The 19,293-nt window shown below is 41.8% G+C and carries 14 protein-coding genes; 8 read left to right on the forward strand and 6 right to left on the reverse strand.

What is annotated here, in order from left to right; translation table 11 throughout:
• The first annotated feature begins 117 nt into the window (after nucleotides 1-117).
• Both phnW and phnX read left to right on the forward strand, forming a co-directional pair.
• Nucleotides 118-1,221: a 2-aminoethylphosphonate--pyruvate transaminase gene (phnW, locus tag G6Q48_RS00840; protein WP_166264030.1), complete on the forward strand. Its 1,104-nt coding sequence runs from the start codon at nucleotides 118-120 to the stop codon at nucleotides 1,219-1,221.
• Between the two features lie 9 nt (nucleotides 1,222-1,230).
• Nucleotides 1,231-2,040: a phosphonoacetaldehyde hydrolase gene (gene phnX / locus G6Q48_RS00845; protein WP_166264032.1), complete on the forward strand. Its 810-nt coding sequence runs from the start codon at nucleotides 1,231-1,233 to the stop codon at nucleotides 2,038-2,040.
• Nucleotides 2,041-2,085: 45 nt separating this feature from the next.
• On the opposite strand, the gene argF is transcribed toward phnX, so the two are convergent.
• Complete coding sequence (gene argF / locus G6Q48_RS00850) at nucleotides 2,086-3,111, reverse strand: ornithine carbamoyltransferase (protein WP_166264034.1); 1,026 nt, start codon at nucleotides 3,109-3,111, stop codon at nucleotides 2,086-2,088.
• A 169-nt stretch (nucleotides 3,112-3,280) separates the two neighbouring features.
• Between argF and rraB the strand changes: the two genes are divergently transcribed.
• Complete coding sequence (gene rraB / locus G6Q48_RS00855; RefSeq protein WP_004907524.1) at nucleotides 3,281-3,694, forward strand: ribonuclease E inhibitor RraB; 414 nt, start codon at nucleotides 3,281-3,283, stop codon at nucleotides 3,692-3,694.
• A gap of 246 nt (nucleotides 3,695-3,940) precedes the next feature.
• Here the strand turns inward: rraB and G6Q48_RS00860 are convergent, their stop codons facing one another.
• Nucleotides 3,941-5,509, reverse strand: coding sequence for a hypothetical protein (locus G6Q48_RS00860; protein ID WP_166264036.1), 1,569 nt, complete (start codon nucleotides 5,507-5,509; stop codon nucleotides 3,941-3,943).
• Between the two features lie 384 nt (nucleotides 5,510-5,893).
• Between G6Q48_RS00860 and galE the strand changes: the two genes are divergently transcribed.
• Both galE and G6Q48_RS00870 read left to right on the forward strand, forming a co-directional pair.
• Nucleotides 5,894-6,934 (forward strand): UDP-glucose 4-epimerase GalE, encoded by a 1,041-nt coding sequence (gene galE / locus G6Q48_RS00865; RefSeq protein WP_166264038.1) that lies wholly within the window; start codon nucleotides 5,894-5,896, stop codon nucleotides 6,932-6,934.
• Nucleotides 6,935-6,942: 8 nt separating this feature from the next.
• Nucleotides 6,943-7,992: a UDP-glucose--hexose-1-phosphate uridylyltransferase gene (locus G6Q48_RS00870; RefSeq protein WP_102138176.1), complete on the forward strand. Its 1,050-nt coding sequence runs from the start codon at nucleotides 6,943-6,945 to the stop codon at nucleotides 7,990-7,992.
• A gap of 37 nt (nucleotides 7,993-8,029) precedes the next feature.
• Here the strand turns inward: G6Q48_RS00870 and G6Q48_RS00875 are convergent, their stop codons facing one another.
• On the reverse strand, nucleotides 8,030-10,210 hold the full coding sequence (locus G6Q48_RS00875) for an extracellular solute-binding protein (RefSeq protein ID WP_166264040.1): 2,181 nt from the start codon (nucleotides 10,208-10,210) through the stop codon (nucleotides 8,030-8,032).
• Nucleotides 10,211-10,512: 302 nt separating this feature from the next.
• Between G6Q48_RS00875 and G6Q48_RS00880 the strand changes: the two genes are divergently transcribed.
• The 3 genes from G6Q48_RS00880 to G6Q48_RS00890 are packed head-to-tail and all read left to right on the forward strand — an operon-like array spanning nucleotide 10,513 to nucleotide 13,327.
• On the forward strand, nucleotides 10,513-11,334 hold the full coding sequence (locus G6Q48_RS00880) for an MBL fold metallo-hydrolase (RefSeq protein ID WP_102138174.1): 822 nt from the start codon (nucleotides 10,513-10,515) through the stop codon (nucleotides 11,332-11,334).
• A gap of 10 nt (nucleotides 11,335-11,344) precedes the next feature.
• Complete coding sequence (locus G6Q48_RS00885) at nucleotides 11,345-12,595, forward strand: MFS transporter (RefSeq protein ID WP_102138173.1); 1,251 nt, start codon at nucleotides 11,345-11,347, stop codon at nucleotides 12,593-12,595.
• 21 nt (nucleotides 12,596-12,616) lie between these two features.
• Nucleotides 12,617-13,327, forward strand: coding sequence for an MgtC/SapB family protein (locus G6Q48_RS00890; protein ID WP_166264042.1), 711 nt, complete (start codon nucleotides 12,617-12,619; stop codon nucleotides 13,325-13,327).
• Nucleotides 13,328-13,364: 37 nt separating this feature from the next.
• Here G6Q48_RS00890 and G6Q48_RS00895 read toward each other — a convergent pair whose 3' ends face one another.
• The 3 genes from G6Q48_RS00895 to G6Q48_RS00905 form a co-directional block, all read right to left on the reverse strand.
• On the reverse strand, nucleotides 13,365-15,221 hold the full coding sequence (locus G6Q48_RS00895) for a glycerophosphodiester phosphodiesterase family protein (RefSeq protein WP_166264044.1): 1,857 nt from the start codon (nucleotides 15,219-15,221) through the stop codon (nucleotides 13,365-13,367).
• 539 nt (nucleotides 15,222-15,760) lie between these two features.
• Nucleotides 15,761-16,255, reverse strand: a complete 495-nt coding sequence (locus G6Q48_RS00900) for a GNAT family N-acetyltransferase (RefSeq protein ID WP_166264046.1) — start codon at nucleotides 16,253-16,255, stop codon at nucleotides 15,761-15,763.
• A 158-nt stretch (nucleotides 16,256-16,413) separates the two neighbouring features.
• Entirely contained in the window at nucleotides 16,414-19,284 is a 2,871-nt protein-coding gene (locus tag G6Q48_RS00905) for a valine--tRNA ligase (RefSeq protein WP_207393005.1), read from the reverse strand.
• Nucleotides 19,285-19,293: the final 9 nt, after the last annotated feature.

Genomic DNA, 19,293 nt, shown 5'->3' on the forward strand with positions numbered 1-19,293 from the left:
CCGCCATATTATACATAGTTATATGAATTTTTTGTTTCACACGCACTTTTCCTTTGACCTTTTGGGCGGGCTACGATCATTATAATAGCAATCTGGTATAGACCAAAGGTGAATTGAATGACAAACAACAATTATTTGCTATTAACACCGGGGCCGCTTACGACGTCTAAAACGGTGAAGGAAGCCATGCTGTTTGATAGCTGTACATGGGATGATGATTACAATTTAGGTGTTGTCCAAAACATCCGCCAACAGTTAGTCGCACTGGCAACCGACAAAAAAGGGTATTCGTCGGTGTTACTGCAGGGAAGTGGGAGTTATGCGGTTGAAGCTGTTCTAGGCAGTGCAATTGGCCCTAAAGAAAAAATCTTAATTATCAGTAATGGCGCCTATGGTGCTCGAATGGCAGAAATGGTTCAAGGTTTAGGAATTTCCCATTGTATTTATGATTGTGGTGAAGTGTCTCTGCCTGATCTACAGCAGATTGAGCAGATATTACAACAGGATAACCCGATCACGCATATTGCGATGGTGCACTGTGAAACCACGACAGGGATTTTAAACCCGATAGAAAAAGTCGCGAAATTAGCGAAGCAATATCAAAAACGCTATATCGTGGATGCAATGAGTAGTTTTGGCGGGGTCCCCATGGATATTGCTGAGCTTAACATTGATTTTTTAATTAGTTCAGCAAATAAATGTATTCAAGGGGTTCCGGGGTTTGCTTTTGTTATCGCCCGTACCGAAGCGCTTGAACGTTGTAAGGGGCGTTCCCGTTCATTATCGCTAGATTTATATGCGCAGTGGCGTTGTATGGAAGATTTTCAAGGTAAATGGCGATTTACTTCTCCAACTCATACCGTATTAGCGTTTGCCCAAGCGCTCAAGGAGTTAGCTCAAGAAGGCGGGGTGGCAGCTCGCTTTCAACGTTATCAGGGGAATCAATACAAGTTGGTGTCTGGTATGCGTAAATTAGGTTTTACCACACTGTTAGAAGATAGCCTCCATTCGCCGATTATCACCGCATTTTACTCACCAAATTCGCCTGATTACCAATTTAAGCAATTTTATCAAAATTTAAAATCACAAGGCTTTGTCATTTATCCGGGCAAGGTCTCGCAAAGCGACTGTTTTCGCATTGGAAACATTGGTGAGGTTTATGAAAAAGACATCAATGCATTGTTGTTAGCAATAGAAAAAGCCATTTACTGGGAAATATAAGGAAAAGAAATGAACCGTATTGAAGCCGTTATTCTTGATTGGGCAGGAACCACTGTAGATTTTGGCTCTTTTGCACCTACTCAGATTTTCATCGAAGCATTTAAATCTGTGTTTGATGTGGACATTACATTGGCTCAAGCACGTATTCCTATGGGATTGGGTAAATGGCAACATATTGAAGCATTAGGAAAATTACCAGAAGTCGATAGGTTGTGGACAGCAAAATTTGGTCGCTCAATGAACAGTGAAGACATTGATAAAATCTATGCGGCCTTTATGCCATTGCAAATTGCGAAGGTTGTCGATTTTGCAGCACCAATCGCTGGTGTTGTCGACACAATCAATACATTACGCAGCCAAAATATTAAGATTGGCTCTTGTTCAGGTTACCCCCGTGCCGTGATGGAAAAATTAGTTCCTGCAGCAAAGGCGTTGGGTTACCAACCCGACTACTGGGTCGCGAGTGATGACCTACTTGCTGGTGGGCGTCCGGGGCCTTGGATGGCTTTACAGAATGTCATTGAGTTAGGCGTGGGGTCCGTCTCTGCTTGTATCAAAGTGGATGATGCTGTTCCTGGTATTGAGGAAGGGCGCAATGCTGGGATGTGGAGCATCGGGCTATCGGTTTCGGGTAATGAATTCGGTAAAACATGGGAAGAATATCAAGGGATGTCGATTGATGCGGTGAATTTATTGAAACAGCAAGCTGCAGAGAAATTGTATGCCGCTGGTGCTCATTATGTGATTGATACTTTGGCTGATTTACCATCGGTTATTGATTGTATCAATGAGCGTTTGGCAAAAGGTGAACGTCCATAATGATAGGTTACCCTCAACTCATTTGGTTGAGTTGAGGGTAGGAATTTAAAAAACATTAATAGGAAGTTCTGGCGCTAATGTCGCCACCATTACCGCTTTGATGGTGTGTAAGCGGTTTTCTGCTTGGTCAAAGACAATGCTATAAGGTGATTCAAAGACTTCTTCCGTGACTTCTAAACCGCCAAACATATTGAATTCTTTAGCTAATTGAGCACCTAATGTGGTGTCTTCATTATGAAATGCAGGTAAGCAATGTAAGAACTTCACATTCGGGTTACCAGTAAGCTTGATTACATCCATATTCACTTGATATGGCTTCAATAAATTAATGCGCTGTGCCCATACTTCTTTGGCTTCGCCCATCGATACCCACACGTCGGTATAGATAAAATCAGCATCTTTTACACCTTCGGCGACATCTTCTGTGAGTGTGATTTTTGCCCCCGTTTTTTGAGCCAGTGCTTGGCAAGTTTTCACTAAGTCTTCATCTGGCCAGCAACTTTTTGGCGCAACAAGGCGTAAATCTAAACCTGTGAGTGCAGCGGCTTCTAGCATCGAATTACCCATGTTGTTACGCGCATCACCTAAATAGGCAAATTTAATGTCTGAGAATGGCGTATTTGGTCGGTGTTCTTGGATGGTCAGCAGGTCGGCTAATAACTGTGTGGGATGGAATTCGTTAGTTAGTCCATTCCATACAGGCACTCCCGAGTGCGCGGCTAAGAGTTCTACTGTGTTTTGGGCGAATCCACGGTATTGAATACCGTCATACATCCTGCCCAAGACTCGAGCGGTATCTTTCATGGTTTCTTTATGGCCAATTTGGCTACCGGAAGGCCCTAAATACGTGACTCTAGCACCTTGGTCAAATGCGCCAACTTCAAATGCACAGCGTGTCCGTGTTGAATCTTTTTCAAAAATAAGGGCAAAGTTTTTACCTGAAAGGAGGGGCTGTTCTGTGCCCGCTTTTTTTTCTGATTTTAACCAAGAAGAGAGTTTTAAAAGTGAATGAATTTCGCTAGAAGTAAAATCAAGTAACCTTAGAAAAGGTTTATTATATAGGGGATTCATAATTGTCAGCCTTTTTGTTTTGAATTAATATTCAATTTATATTCATAAAAATTCAAAATCAACCCCCAATGTAAAAGAAATTATCTTTAAATATATGGTTTCACTGTCAACCGTATGGGAGAATGGCGCAAAGAAAGATGAGCGACAAAGAAACAAAAGGGGTGTGGATATGGTAGATAAAGCTGAACTCGATGCGCAGTACGAAGAAACTCGCTTAATTATCGAAGAATTACTGGAAGATGGCAGCGATCCAGATGCATTGTATGCGATTGAGCATCATTTCTCTGCGGACAACTTTGCGCTGTTAGAAAAAGCGGCTGTTGAAGCTTTTAAACTAGGCTATGAAGTCACGGATGCGGAAGAGCTCGAAATTGAGACAGGTGAAACCCTGATGTGCTGTGATGTGATTAGTGAAAGTGCATTAAATGCAGAACTAATTGACGCACAGGTTGAACAATTAATGAAACTGGCTGAGAAAATGGGCATCAACTATGATGGTTGGGGCACGTATTTTGAAGACCCAGATGCAGAGTATGACGACGAAGATGGTGACGATATCGACCCTGAAGATCGCGTACACTAATTATTAGTCACATCATATAATTACTTAAAAGGATAGCTAAAAACTATCCTTTTTTGTTGTCTGCATTAAACCATTCCTTAAGGAGATGGTTGTTAACTCTACGGTACCTCAGTTTGATTGGTTTGATATGACCTAGAACGTCTATTTTGTAGCGAGCTACGGGTGGGTAGCTCGTATCGTCGGTTTAGCCGTTGGTGAAGAAACTGCATAGCGAATACAGTGCCATTTCTTCGGGTTGAGCGGAAATTAACGGTTTGAAATGCCTAACCATGCAGGTGTTGCGCCAGGTTTCCCATTTTCGTTTGTAGGTGCTGAACACCATACACGGTTATCAGGACAAGAAGATTTTGTTCTTATTCCACCATAAACAGTGAAACTATCATCTTTGATTGCGATAGCAGCGTATGGGCCACCAGAGAACTCAATTGCATTATCTACATGTAATGCTTTGAACAGGCCATATAGCTCACGACGGTCTAGGCCATCATCTACGTCTCCTCCTTGATAGATATAAATCAGATTTTCATCTTCATTAAAACTCATCGCCACTCTACCCAACCCTCTTTCTGCATATGATGGGGTAATAGAAGGATCCTCTATTCGGTCGTTAATCCCCACACCGGAAACAGCAATATATTTGAATCCATCACGGTCTAACTCTTTCATCTGTTGTTCGACATTTTTTGCTTCCAGTGAGTCTGCATGGATCAGCATGCGATGTGAATAAACATCATCGAGCCAAAGCATTGTATCGAGTTTGATAGATTTATAGTTGTTAGGGTTTATAAAATAAGGCAAGCCCGCGAGATATTTATTTGGAGAATTATGAGTACCTTGAGTTGGCCCTTTTGTTACATTGTCATAATACATACCCATTGGAGATGAACACCGATTCATCTTCCAGTTGGTTTGCGCAGCTTGCTTGCGGATATCAAAGAAATTGGCATTTAGTGCCACTAAAGGGCCATCAAGTTCTTGCCAGGCTTCATACGGCGTATAGATTTCAGCGTTTTGATGCTGATAATCTACGGTAGCGTAAGCGTTGTATTCACAGCGCTCAGACTTACCCTTATGCATATCTCCTAGCAGATGCGGGTATACATAGCGAACTCTATCAATGAGTTTAGGGATCATCAGAAGGCTACCGGTCAGTCTAACTGTATAACTGTCCGACCCGAGAATGACAGGAACCTCATAATAATCTGTATGATCTTTTCTTTGACCGAAAACGTATTGACCTGCCTTTTTAGTCTTTTGTACATCTAATGCCGCTAAATGAATTCGATTAGCTTCATAGGCTGCTTGTCCTGCTATGAATGAAGTTCCTTTTCGGCTATCAGCTCCTTTAATTACGAAGGACCAGACAGGATAGTTATCATCGAGGTATTCAATTTTTATCATTTCAATTTCGATTTCGTAATCCCCTGAGCGGATAGCAGGGAACTCAAATCGAGTTTTAAATTCTTTGATTTTTCCAAATACTTCATTTGATTCTTGTCGCATCAATTTTCCAGAAATCACGTGTTTAGCTGATGCGGTTACTCGGACTCGTGTCTGGTCGTAATTGGGCCCTTGGTATTTCATATTATGTAGATAGACGTCTACCAATAGAGGCCTTTCGTTATTTCTCACTTTTACATCACTTTTGGCTTTAAAGCTATAAATTGGAGGGCTACCCAGACTGATGGATTGCTCCCCCCAGCTTACCCATGATTCTGTTTCCTTCATCTCATTTGCATGCACTGGTAATCCATAAATAAAGAGCATTAATGTCATATAAAACAATGACTTCATTAACTTAACTATGTTTGCCATGTTGGACGCCTTAAGGTTCATAATTTGGATGGTCAAGTCCGTTTGTTTTTTTAGTGATTACTGTGGTTGATATTATTATAAAACTTAAAATATCAAATAGTTCCGTTCGCTAATAGAAAGTGTAGATGCAAAACACAAGAGAGCAATTTCAGCACCTCGGAATTGGAACGTATAACTTTAGAAAAGCAAAAATAAACATAACAGCGACTGCAATAATTAAGTTAAAGCCTGCCATGTAAAAACAATCAAAGAACCCTATTGGCAATTCGTAATTAAAATTAATTTTGGATATGTATTGTGATCTCTGTTCAATTTTTAACACCAACACATGGAATTGATACGTTCAAATCGTATGATTGATAAAATCGATTCAGCGAGGTCAATATGGAAAAAGTAGAAATTTTAGTCTCAGGGGGAATGGGCTATATCGGAAGTCATACTTGTGTCGAACTCATTAAAGCGGGTTATATCCCTGTGATACTCGATAATCTAATAAATTCGAATATAGAAGTGTTAAACCGAATTGAAAAACTGACAGGTGTCCGTCCTGTATTTTTCGAAGGGGATATAAGAGAAGCAAGTATGCTTCGCTGTATCTTTAAAGCACATAATATTCAATCTGTTATTCATTTTGCAGGTTTAAAGGCAGTGGGCGAGTCTGTTGAAAAGCCACTTAGTTACTATGATGTAAACGTCAATGGCACGCTTGTATTGCTTAAAGTAATGCAAGAACATGGCATTCACAGCATCATTTTCAGTTCGTCAGCCACTGTTTACGGTGAGCCTGACACTGTACCTATAGACGAAACCTTCAGTACGGGGGCAACGACCAGCCCTTACGGAACGAGCAAGCACATGGTTGAACGTATTTTAACGGACTTGCAGAGTTCAGCGCCTGAGTGGTCAATAACCCTGTTACGTTATTTTAACCCCGTCGGGGCACACTCGTCTGGCGAGATGGGGGAAGACCCGTTAGGGATCCCCAATAATCTTACCCCTTATATTACTCAAGTCGCTGTTGGTAAGCGTCCTATCCTTTCAATTTTTGGTGATGACTACCCCACGATTGATGGTACTGGCGTTCGGGATTATATCCACGTTATGGATCTGGCGGATGGACATGTTGCAGCACTGGATATGGTGAGCAAGCAGCCTGGGCTACATGTTTATAATTTGGGAACGGGCAAAGGTACCAGTGTTTTAGAAATGCTTCATGCATTTGAGGTTGCTTGTGGCAAGCCCATTGCTCACGAATTTAAAGCCCGTCGTCAAGGTGATATTGCAGAGTATTGGTCAACACCGGAGAAAGCCCAACGTGAACTCCACTGGAAGGCAACACGAAACATTCAGGATATGGCTGATGATGCTTGGCGTTGGCAAAGCAATAACCCGGAAGGCTACAACGATTCAAATATTAATAAATGAGGTCCAACATGAGTTTACCCAAATTCGACCCAACAGAGGTGCCACATCGCCGGTATAACCCGCTAACTGACCAGTGGGTGCTTGTGTCACCTCACCGAGCTAAAAGACCGTGGAATGGCATGGATGAGGCTCCTGAGGCAACAAAACAGCCTGAATATGATGAAAAGTGTTTTTTATGCCCAACAAATAAAAGAGTCTCAGGTGAGATAAACCCAGACTACAAAGGAACTTTTGTTTTCCAAAATGACTTTTCTGCCTTAACACCGCAAGGTTCTGCGCAGCCTGAAAATATAACTCGTTTGCTCCGCACTCAAGCTGTGCGAGGTCTTAGTCGAGTGATATGCTTTTCTCCAGATCACAGTAAAACATTGCCAGAACTGAGTGTTTCACAAATTAAAGACGTCGTGAAAACATGGAACGAACAGCTTTCTGAACTTGGGGAGGAGTATTTGTGGGTTCAAGCGTTTGAAAACAAAGGTGAAATGATGGGGTGCTCACAACCTCACCCTCACGGGCAGATTTGGGCCTCTGATTTTCTTCCTAACGAAATAAAGCGAAAAGATGAAAACCTACAGCGTTACTATAAGGAAAATGGCTCCAATCTTCTTTTGGACTACGCTGCTTTTGAAATGAGTGACGGAAAACGCACGGTGGTAGAAACGGAGCATTGGATTGCGGTGGTTCCATATTGGGCGGCTTGGCCATTTGAAACAATATTGATGCCAAAATCAATTGTTCATCGCATGAATGAATTAACGGAAGAGATGCAGGGTGACCTCGCACTTGCATTAAAAAAGCTCACTTCACGCTATGACAACCTGTTCAAAACATCTTTCCCTTACTCGATGGGATGGCACTTTGCACCTTTCTTCAAGGATGGCCAGAGCATTAACCATTGGCAGTTACACGCCCAATTTTATCCGCCATTACTACGTTCATCTTCAGTACGAAAATTTATGGTAGGCTATGAAATGTTGGCTGAAACGCAACGAGATTTGACTCCAGAACAGGCTGCAGAGAAGCTAAGAGCCGTTAGTGATATACATTATAAAAATTAAACAAGACCACGGCCTCGAGAGGCTGTGGCCTGTATTTTTAAAGATTTTTTAACCCTAGATTTATCTTCTGAATGGTTTCCTGAATGGTCATTAACCCATCTAAAGCATCAATGACCCCACGGCCAATGATATTTTCAGCCTGACGAAGATTAAATGCTTCTCCATTAGGCATTGTGGATTCACGGACTCCCGTCCTAATTTCATTATATGAAAGCGAAAGCCAAGGATAACGCTGCCTAACCTCTTGCATGTAAATATAATTACGCTGAATAGTATTCCCACCAAGCATCAGTATATGATCCTGAATGACGTCAGAGTATAGCCAGCGGTAAAAATGCTCGACTAATTCTGTCTTTTTACTACAACGTGACATACCTAAAACCCCACCGCCAATTTGAGGCTTTCCTCCAGGCACTGGGGCGAATCCAATGTTATTGGACATGGGGCTATGAGCTACATCATTAAATAAATTCATATACGCGATATTCATCGCAAGGCCTCCTGACTCAAACCGTTTTATCGATTCTCCCCACCACTCACTGTTAATCCGGTCTGTGTAGGAGAGTTGGTTCATGTAGTCAGTAAGCACTTTCTCAGCAATCAAAGGGCTTAAACTTGGTTCTGTACTGGTGTCAAACAAGCGTCCACCTGCGGCATAATAGCGTAGCAGGTACTCTGATGAGATTATTCCAGCACTGCCTGTTGTCGAAGAGGAGCCATAAGGTTTATTTTCGTTGCCTGCTTCTCGATGAGTATAGAAAAAATGGCTTATTTTGTCGTATTCTTCAAAAGTAGAAGGAACTTTCAGCTCTTTGCCTGTCGATTCAAAGTACATGCGTTTTGTAATTGGGTCTTCGAATAGGTCTTTTCTGTAAAACATAAGTTGTACACTTGCATCCAACGGCATTGCATAGGCTGTGCCATTAACCAAACAGAATCGGTTTTGCTTTTGTTCTGTGTACTTTGATTGCAAGTCTGTTAATCCATTACCTATCGCACTAAGTGGAACGAGTGTCTTTTCTGCAAACCAAGGAAAGAAAGCGACATCAACGCGTAATAAATCGTAAAAAGCATGCTCTTCTATCGTATTAAGGATGTTGAATATCTCACCAAAGGGGCGAACAGAGATATTAACGTGGACTCCTGTTTGGGCGAAAAAGTTAGGAAGCAGCTTTTGTAATGCGTCGGTTGAAGGACTGGGGATCGTTAGTAAATTAAGCGTATCAATTCGAAGACGTTCACCATCTCTAACCTCACTGGTGTAAACACGGCTACAAGGGTTGGAGATTTGCGGTTCCTGTTCTAGCTTTTGCCCCTCATTTTGAAATAAGCGAATAGCAACATCTTGACCTAATTGGGCGTAATTAATCGGGGAGCAAAATATTCCATTAACCATTGGCGGTGTGCTGCCAGTTAATGAAAAAATACGGGGCGCAGCTCTCGAGCTTCCGAAATAACTAGCCTGAGTGATATATCGAGTTCTTTCGAGATCTTGCGTAATGATTGCATCTAACTTTTGGTTATTTGCGAAAAAATCAAATGCGGTATTGTAGGATTCGAGGTCGCTTGAGTAGCACACAACAATTTCGATATTCGGCACGTATTTTTGTAATGATAGCCGTACTTCCCGCACAAACTCCTCACTATTCAAATGATGTGAGGCCTCGGCAAAAACTCCAATTCTTTTATATGAGTTTTTTGCTATCTGATTTGCGATGGCTTCAGCTGCCTGAACGTAGTCAAGGCCAAAATGGATTTTAGCATTTTGGGGTTTTCGATAGACAAAAGTCACATTTTCAGGGGCAATTTGAAGCGTATCAAAATAAATAGCAGCATCATCAAGACAACTAACAGAGATAACACTTTTATATCCACCGGAGGCGATTTTTTGCAGCACTTTCAATTCTTTAGATTTGAGCTCATCAGTCAGGAAGATATCAAATGGCAAATCTGAACACTCTTCGATCGTTTGGCGAATAGAGTTGAATAGTACAGTGTATTTTTCTGATGTTAGGTGGGGGAGTACAATAGCAATCTTAATATTTGTATTTGCTCTGAGTAATTGAGCTTGTGTGTTAACGCTATAGCCCAGTTCTTTGGCTGCATTTAACACAGCTTCCATTTTCTCTACGCTGACGTTACCACGCCCATTTAACACATTAGAGACTGTGCCGTGCGAAACACCAGCAATCCTACAAATATCCCTCATCGTTGCCATTGATTATCCCCTCCAAATTGACTGTCAATAATAATACCTTAATTTGAGGTTATATAAAGATAAATGAAATTGATTCGTATCATCATATAGGACTTATTGTATGACTAAGAACATAATGAATTCAATTCTTTTACATCTAATTAACTTTGACTTATTGCATTGATATTTTTGGTATTAGTGAATTTTACTTTGAACATGATCACTTAATTCACTATAAAAGCTTTGTGATTATCTTAAATTATATATATTGATACGTATCAAATGCAGATAAGCATGATAATTACAAATAAAAGGAATTCACTATGAAAATCCATTTTTTAGGTACAGCTGCTTCCGAAGGTATCCCAAATCCATTTTGTCGATGTGAACATTGTTTAGAGGCACGCCGGCTAGGCGGAAAAGATATTCGAACCCAGTCATCCGCTATCATTGATGATGTTATGCTAGTAGATATGTCTCCGACGTTCAGTCATCAGTTATTGCGAGATGGTCGTGATGCGACTGATATTGAAACGCTTCTTTTTACGCATACTCACCCTGACCACTTTAATGTTGGCGATTTATATAGCCGTATGGAAGGTTATGGCTACGAAATATGTCACCCTTTGCACATTTTTGGTAACGACAGAGCAATTAATGGCTCTATCAGTGTTTTACCTGGTTACAGCAAAGAGCGCTTCGGCTTTCATTGTATGGTTCCCTATGAAACCGTTGAGCATAATGGCTATAAAATCACCCCCTTGCTGGCTAATCATGCAAAGTGGGAATATTGTTTTGTGTATCATGTAGAGAAAGGTGGAAAGAGTATTTTTTATGGACATGACTCCGGTTGGTTCCCTGAATTGACTTGGAATTGGCTTGTCGATAAGCCGTTGGATATCGTTGTTTTAGAATGTACCTATGGCTTGAATGGTGATGATAGAACGGACAATCACATGAGTTTGGAAACCGTGTTTGCAGCCAAACAGAAGCTGGAAGATCAAGGCTGTATACACTCGAAGACAAAAACATTGGTTTCCCATATCTCACACAGCGCGCGTTTATTACATGAAAATCTGGAAAGTATTTGCGCTGAACATAACATTTTAGTTGCTTCTGACGGCCTCACGGTTGAAGCAAACTAAGGAGATCACTATGAGCGTGAATATAACTTCCAGGCTGTTGATTATGATGTTTGTCCAATATTTCATGCAAGGCGCATGGAATATGACGATGGGACTGGTATTGAGTTCTTATGGAATGGCTAACATCATTGGTAATGCTTATGCTTTACTGGGACTGGCGACTATCATGTCACCACTCTTCATCGGAATGATTGCGGATAGATTCTTTTCATCACAAAAGGTTATGGCTGTACTTCACATTATCAATGCAGGTGTGTTGCTAACGGTGCCTCAATTTGTGGAAACACAGAATGTTGGAATGACCTTGTTACTGATCTTTATCGTCGGTTTGCTGTTTTACCCTACCACAGCACTCTCCAATAGTATTACTTTCTCGCACATTAACGGCGTGAAAATGTTCCCGGTTATCCGAGTGTTTGGAAATTTCGGTTTCATGGTTGTGGGATTCATCATGGGTGAAATGGGCTTCTCTGGTAGTACCATGACTTGGTATATTGCTGCGGGTGCAGGTGTTGTGCTAGCGCTATACTGTTTAACACTGCCGGACACGCCTCCGAAAGCAAAAGACCAGCCATTTAAGCCTAGAGATATTCTATGTCTTGATGCACTTTCTTTATTTAAAGACCGCTATTTCGCAATTCTCATGTTTAGCATCTTTGTGCTCATGATCCCAAAAACAGCCTATTCCGCTTATATTCCGGTATTCATTAAGGCGCTTGGGTTCGATAACGCAGCATCTATGATGCAGATTGGCGTGGCCTGTGAAATCGTCTTCATGTTTGTGCTGTCATTCGTGCTGTTAAAATTCGGGTTTAAAATTACATTAGCATTAGGTATTGGCTCTTGGATTATCCGAACAATCCTTTTCTCTTATGCAGCAATGGATACTGGCACGATGTTCATTATCATCGGCCTGTTACTGCAAGGTTTGTGTTGGGACTTTTTCTTTACTGCAGGCGACATCTATGTTGATAAAAAGGCGCGCCCAGAAATCCGAGCTCAGGCTCAAGGGATCCGCTTTATCGTCTCTAATGGTGCAGGCTTATTATTTGCTTCAACTGTCTGTGGTTATATTTTCAACAATACAGTCACAGAGACAGGAGCCGCGTCACTGCCTCAATGGGTTACCTATTGGCACTACCCAACAGTAGTTGCAGCCGTTGTATTAGTCTTCTTCCTTATTTTCTTTAAAGATGATGTTTCAAAAAAGAAAACAACGCAGCAAGATAATCACAATGTGGATGCTGTTGTTGAGAAATAAATGGAGTGAGGAGAGAGGTAAATGGAAGGCTTAACCTATATTTATGAGCAGTTAAGCATCTTCCCTCCTACATTAATCAAGTTGATGGTCGCCTTTGTCTTAGGCGGCCTCCTTGGTTTAGAAAGGGAAGCAAAAGGTAAACCGGTTGGTTTTACCACATGTGTTATCATTTCTGTTGCTAGCTGCCTGTTAACGATTGTGTCAATACAATCCGCTGAATACTACGCAGGGATATCCGACAATATACGTAGCGATCCCATGAGGCTAGCGGCGCAGATTATTAGTGGGATTGGCTTTTTAGGTGCAGGGGTCATCATGCACCGCAGCGATGATGCCATCTCAGGCTTAACAACCGCTGCAATTGTGTGGGCTTCAGCTGGGATTGGTATAGCGTCAGGAAATGGTTTTTATATTCATGCTATCGCAGTGACGGTCTTATTTTTTGTTGCAATATGGATTAGCCCACAAGTCTTGCTCTATCAAGCAAAGAGCAAAAAACTTGGTAAATTAAATATCCGAATGTTGTTCAATGATGAGGATGGCTTGCAGTTAATGATTGACTACCTGAAATCGAACAAAAATATAATAGACAGTCTAAATATTCGGGATTTAAAAAAGGAGCGTGTTGAAGTTAACTTGAGAGTGAATGTCAGGCAAAAAATGACGTTAACTGAGTTTTACATAGCACTCAAACAACTCCCACATGTGCAGGCGGTGACTTTAGAGCATTAATATTAGGCCAGACAAATTATCTGGCCTAATATTACTATCAATTACTACTGTTATATATCCCCCACAGTCCCCATGTGTCATCTTCTACATAATTACCAGTTGCCAAAGAGCCATACATATCAGTCCCATACATGCCTTCGTTCATATTTCTAACCATTTGTCGCCCAGTTTCTGAGTGATAATACTGAATAGGAATTAAATGGTTTCTATCGAAAATAAATAGAGATTGCTCTTCCGCGGTTTTACAGCCTTTTTCCCACAGCAGTCGCCTTCTTGCATCTCTATCTACGGTTAGGCAGTATTCTGAGTTTTCATTAAAAATTTGAATAGCAGCGCCTGCTTCTGAAAAATACTTATGCTTTTCAATCACTTTTGTATGAAATACTTTATGATAACCATCAGCTGTCGCATTGGAATAATCGCACCGATAGGTCCAAGCATAATGATCGCCATCAAAGTTATCCCAAAGACAGACTACACCTCCCCAGCCCCATGCTGCTTCACCTAACCAGGGCTTGATAAATATGCTGTTTTCTTTTGGAAAATTGTCTAGCAAATTAAGTTGACGAGAAAGGACGGAGTTCATCTCTTTTGACGGTTTTACAGTAACTGGAATCGCGACTTTATCCAACTCGCCTTGCATTTTGTAATAAGTATCAACGGAGTCAGGGTCATCAACCGTAATTACATTTGCACCAATACTTCTGGCCCATGCTAGGTTCATGCGGATATCTTTTTGTTCGTTAGGACCTAATCGCTCTTCCATTGTGTAACAACAGTTACCAGTATTAAGAATATAGGCACTTTCAATATTTAACTGCCGACCATCCGTAGTGCTCTTAATGGTTACTCCTTGAGTAACTTTGTCTCTTTTCCATTGAATGAAATCTGGATTGGGCACAAATAACCCTAGTGCTTTTTGTTTGCTTTTAATAATTGAGATCATTCGAGCCATTGAGCCTTTAAAAGTGTTATCACTTTCTAAGCTAGTTGGCTTTTCATACATACCTTGATCTGAAAGACGCTTCGTAGTTGTAATAAAATCATCTGAGTTTTTAATCACAACCTCAACATTTGGCACCAATTTAGCGGGTTGCCGAGCCCAAGAAGCAACCGCTCGACTGGTATTGTCCTCATATTGTTCACCTGGAGGGTTAGGTATATCCATTTTATTGATTTTTTCCGCTCCCCAGGGACTAATATAAGGGTTTGCCATAACGGCGGAGTTCGCGCCTTCCTTTATAAGCAGTTCTTGCCACTTTTCATAAGTTGGCACATGCTCCATACCAAATTTGACAATAAATCGCTTTAGAACATCAGGATGTGTTTTAGCTTCTTCAGAAATCGCTTTCGCAACCATAATAATTGCTTTTTCATCTTTAATATCAAAATAAAAAAGAGATTGACCATTGTTTGCTATGTAATCTGTGATAACTTCTTCAACCGTTGGTACATATTGATTCGTCGCATCCCAGTTAACAGAATGCATTTGTTTTGATTGAATTTCACGTTGAGTAAGACTTGATATAGGGGGATTCGGGCCGCTATTTGTTTCAGGGTTGTAATCCATTTCCAATACACGACCAATATTAGCATCATGAAAAACCATTAGAGCCCCGTCACTAGAAAGTCTGACATCCGTTTCTATCGCGTGCCTGCATTTCTTGTATGAACCTTGGAACGCTAGCAGACTATTTTCGGGAACTTTGCCATTCATATCTCCCCTATGATCCACTGAAACAACGGTGTCATCTTTACCTATGAAATCTAAACGGTCATATTGTTCTTGCCCTGTAGGGCATGTTGCATTTGCTGTAATAGGAATTAAAGTCAATACGGCTGTGCTGAGTAAGAGCAATGTGTTTTTTTTGAAATTAGCGAATTGCAGATTCATTCTGTTCCTTAATTATTAGGTATTGAACAATTAAATGATTGAGATAAATCGATAGATCACTATCCCAGATATTTGGTCTATTCAGTACAGCATGGAAAAACTGAACAACCAGCCGCATTGGTCGCGGGGAAGGGAAAAATTTTAGTTAAGTGACGTTCCTCACATTATTATTGAGTTTAGTTATTGGCTATTTCCAAAAGAAATACACAAATTGTGGAGGGATATAAATCAGCAAAGTTGGTTTATATGGTATCGAGCTTGGTTAGAATTCCTCTAACCTTAAGCGTATTTAGTGGTATTTATTAGCACTGATTTGAAGACAATGAATAACCATTTTGGGGGTAGGGAGTATTTTACTGATACAGTAGGGGATAATGAAACGGTCATCAGGCGTTATTATGGTATCAGGATAAAGTCGATCAGGAACTCGGCCAACAAATGGAACTGCTCGGGGATTAATAAAGAATATAGCCCCCTTATCGTAGGAGGCCCAACTTAAAGCCATCTCTTCTCGAGGCGCTATTTTACTTATAGCAAAGCTATAGCGCTTTCAACATGCGAATTTCACAGTCACTATGACCCGTATTTCCTAACGGTTCATCAATAAATTCAAAACCTAATTTTTCATACAGCTTAATGGCCGCTTGGAGCTCTTTGGTTGTCTCTAAATAGCAGCGGGTATAGCCTTGCTGTTTAGCAAACGTCAGTGACATTTGCACGATTTGCTTCGCTAGGCCTTTGCCTCTGAGTACAGAAGATAGGTACATTTTTTGTAGCTCAGCTGTTTGGCTATCACCACCTGCGACTTGCGAAACACCGCCACCGCCAACAATTTCGCCATCCATTTCCACCACCCAGTAAGCACTGCGCGGTTTGCTATAAACTTCAAATAAGGTATCTAAGATAGGGTCTGCAACGGCAAATCCTTTGTCTGCGGTTAAGCCATGTTCAGCAGAAACTTCGCGGATCACTGCGGCAATGCCTGCGTTATCTTGTTGTCCGATAAGACGAATTTTGTAGTTTTGTGTTGTCATGTGAAACTCTTGATTATTATTGTGTACAACTCAGTGTAGAGAGAACCAGAAGGGAACTTCAATCTGAGAACTGCGAACGCAGTCGTTTGATGATACTCGAATAAAAAGCCCTTATCAACGAATCGATAAGGGCTTAAAAATGATGAGTTACTTAATAATTATAAAGAGGCGATAGTCACTTTTTGCGCTTCAATTTTAGCTTTTGCTTCAATATTAGCAGTTAAGCGTTCACGCTCTTTTTCAACAACGGCAGCAGGCGCGCGGCTCACAAAACCTTCGTTAGCGAGCTTGCTTTCAATGGTTTCGATTTCTTTCACCACTTTTTCCAGCTCTTTATCTAAACGAGCCAGTTCTGCGTCTTTATCGACTAAGCCAGCCATTGGGATAAGGAGCTCTGCACCGCCAACGAGTTTAGTGACGGAAACCGGTGCTTCTTCACCATCAGCCAGTACGCGGATGCTTTCTAAACGTGCCATTGATTTGATAAAGCTTTGGTTTTCTTCGATACGACGTTTTGCATCAGCGGAAGCACCACGCAGCATCACATCCAGTGGCTTACCTGGAGAAATGTTCATTTCCGCACGAATATTACGGACAGCAATAATGGCTTCTTTGATCCACTCAAGGTCGCTCAGCGCAAGTTCATCCACTTTAGCCGCATCGAACTCAGGGAACGCTTGCAACATAATGGTATCGGCATCAATGCCTTTAACCACTTTCACACGCTGCCAGATGGTTTCAGTGATAAACGGAATGATTGGGTGAGCAAGGCGCAGTAAACCTTCTAGCACTTCAATCAGGGTGAAACGCGCTGCACGGACTTGCGCTTCGTTACCTTTATGAACAGCAGGCTTAGACAGCTCTAAGTACCAGTCACAGAATTCATTCCATGTGAAATCATATAAAATACCCGCTGCGATATCATAACGGTGAGTATCTAACGCTTCACGGTAAGCTTTCACGGTCTGATTAAATTGCGCCATGATCCAGCGGTCAGCCAATGAGAAGCTCATTTCGCCACCGTTTTGACCGCAGTCTTGGCCTTCCGTATTCATCAGAACGAAACGGCTCGCATTCCATAATTTATTACAGAAGTTACGGTAGCCTGACAGACGTTTCATATCCCAGTTAATATCACGGCCTGTTGATGCGAGTGCTGCTAAAGTAAAGCGCAGAGCATCAGTACCGTGGGCTTCGATCCCTTCTGGATACTCTTTACGGGTACGTTTAGCAATTTTCTCAGCCAGTTGTGGCTGCATCATGTTGCCAGTACGTTTTTCAAGTAAGTCTTCCAGAGAAATACCGTCAATCATATCCAGTGGGTCGATAACGTTCCCTTTGGATTTTGACATTTTTTGGCCTTCTTCGTCACGGATCAGGCCTGTCATGTAGACGGTTTTAAATGGCACTTGTGGCTCACCGTTTTCATCTTTGATGAAATGCATGGTCATCATGATCATACGGGCGATCCAGAAGAAAATAATATCGAAACCACTGACCAATACATCGGTTGGATGGAAAGTTTTCAGTGCATCAGTATTTTCTGGCCAGCCTAGGGTAGAGAATGTCCACAGACCGGAAGAGAACCAGGTATCCAGTACGTCATCATCTTGGCGCAGAGCGATATCCGCACTTAGATTGTTTTCACGACGAACTTCGTCTTCATCGCGACCCACATAGACATTGCCTTTCTCGTCATACCATGCAGGGATACGATGGCCCCACCACAGTTGGCGAGAAATACACCAGTCTTGAATATCACGCATCCAAGAGAAATACATGTTTTCATATTGGCGTGGAACGAATTGAATACGGCCATCTTCAACGGCTTTAATGGCATCACGCGCTAAAGGCTCGGTACGTACATACCATTGGTCGGTCAGCATTGGTTCAATAACCACGCCGCCACGGTCACCGTAAGGCACAGTTAAGTCATGCGGTTTAACTTCAACTAACAGGCCAAGTTGTTCGAACTCTGCCACGATAGCTTTACGAGCCGCAAAACGTTCCATACCGCGGTAAGCTTCTGGAATTTCACAGCTATATGCGGTAGATGGGTTACCGTTAGTATCGAAAACTTCCGCTTCATTACGGACGTTACCGTCTAAGTCCATCATGTTAATCATGGTTAACTGATGGCGTTTACCGACTTCATAGTCATTAAAGTCATGAGCAGGGGTGATTTTCACACAACCGGTGCCTTTTTCCATGTCGGCGTGTTCGTCACCCACAATTGGAATACGGCGATTGATAATTGGCAGAATAATTTCTTTGCCAATTAAATCTTTATAGCGTGGATCTTCCGGGTTAACTGCGACACCGGTATCCCCTAACATGGTTTCAGGGCGGGTAGTTGCGACCACTAAATAGTCTTTACCTTCAGCGGTTTTTGTGCCATCAGCTAATGGATAACGCAGGTGCCACATAGAGCCTTTAACTTCACGGTTTTCAACTTCTAAGTCAGAAATTGCCGTGTGCAGTTTCGGGTCCCAGTTAACTAAGCGCTTACCACGATAAATTAAGTTTTCTTTGTAAAGGCGAACGAACGCTTCTTTAACGGCTTTAGATAAGCCTTCATCCATAGTGAAACGTTCACGTTCCCAATCAACAGAGTCGCCTAAACGACGCATTTGTTGTGAAATGGTACCGCCAGATTCCGCTTTCCATTCCCAGATTTTGTCAATGAATGCATCGCGGCCGTAGTCGTGGCGGTTTTTACCTTCTTCTGCTGCGATTTTACGCTCAACGACCATCTGAGTTGCGATACCCGCATGGTCTGTCCCCGTTTGCCATAAGGTGTTTTTACCTTGCATACGTTGGTAGCGGATCATGGTGTCCATGATGGTTTGCTGGAAGGCGTGACCCATGTGCAGGCTACCAGTGACATTCGGTGGTGGAATGACGACGCAGAAGCTGTCTTGGGTGGTATCCCCATTAGGTTTAAAATAACCGCTTTTCTCCCAGTGAGCATACAGAGATTGCTCAATCTCAGCGGGGTTATACGTTTTATCGAGCGAAGGCTCATTCATTGGGCTATC

It is taken from the genome of Providencia sp. M-27 (assembly GCF_011077905.1).
GTDB classification, from domain to species: Bacteria; Pseudomonadota; Gammaproteobacteria; order Enterobacterales; family Enterobacteriaceae; genus Providencia; species Providencia huaxiensis.

Excerpts from the sequence above, each read along its gene's own strand:
- phnW (WP_166264030.1), top strand. The coding sequence starts at position 118 with ATGACAAACAACAATTATTTGCTATTAACACCGGGGCCGCTTACGACG.
- phnX (WP_166264032.1), top strand. The coding sequence starts at position 1,231 with ATGAACCGTATTGAAGCCGTTATTCTTGATTGGGCAGGAACCACTGTA.
- argF (WP_166264034.1), bottom strand. The coding sequence starts at position 3,111 with ATGAATCCCCTATATAATAAACCTTTTCTAAGGTTACTTGATTTTACT.
- rraB (WP_004907524.1), top strand. The coding sequence starts at position 3,281 with ATGGTAGATAAAGCTGAACTCGATGCGCAGTACGAAGAAACTCGCTTA.
- G6Q48_RS00860 (WP_166264036.1), bottom strand. The coding sequence starts at position 5,509 with ATGGCAAACATAGTTAAGTTAATGAAGTCATTGTTTTATATGACATTA.
- galE (WP_166264038.1), top strand. The coding sequence starts at position 5,894 with ATGGAAAAAGTAGAAATTTTAGTCTCAGGGGGAATGGGCTATATCGGA.
- G6Q48_RS00870 (WP_102138176.1), top strand. The coding sequence starts at position 6,943 with ATGAGTTTACCCAAATTCGACCCAACAGAGGTGCCACATCGCCGGTAT.
- G6Q48_RS00875 (WP_166264040.1), bottom strand. The coding sequence starts at position 10,210 with ATGGCAACGATGAGGGATATTTGTAGGATTGCTGGTGTTTCGCACGGC.
- G6Q48_RS00880 (WP_102138174.1), top strand. The coding sequence starts at position 10,513 with ATGAAAATCCATTTTTTAGGTACAGCTGCTTCCGAAGGTATCCCAAAT.
- G6Q48_RS00885 (WP_102138173.1), top strand. The coding sequence starts at position 11,345 with ATGAGCGTGAATATAACTTCCAGGCTGTTGATTATGATGTTTGTCCAA.
- G6Q48_RS00890 (WP_166264042.1), top strand. The coding sequence starts at position 12,617 with ATGGAAGGCTTAACCTATATTTATGAGCAGTTAAGCATCTTCCCTCCT.
- G6Q48_RS00895 (WP_166264044.1), bottom strand. The coding sequence starts at position 15,221 with ATGAATCTGCAATTCGCTAATTTCAAAAAAAACACATTGCTCTTACTC.
- G6Q48_RS00900 (WP_166264046.1), bottom strand. The coding sequence starts at position 16,255 with ATGACAACACAAAACTACAAAATTCGTCTTATCGGACAACAAGATAAC.
- G6Q48_RS00905 (WP_207393005.1), bottom strand. The coding sequence starts at position 19,284 with ATGAATGAGCCTTCGCTCGATAAAACGTATAACCCCGCTGAGATTGAG.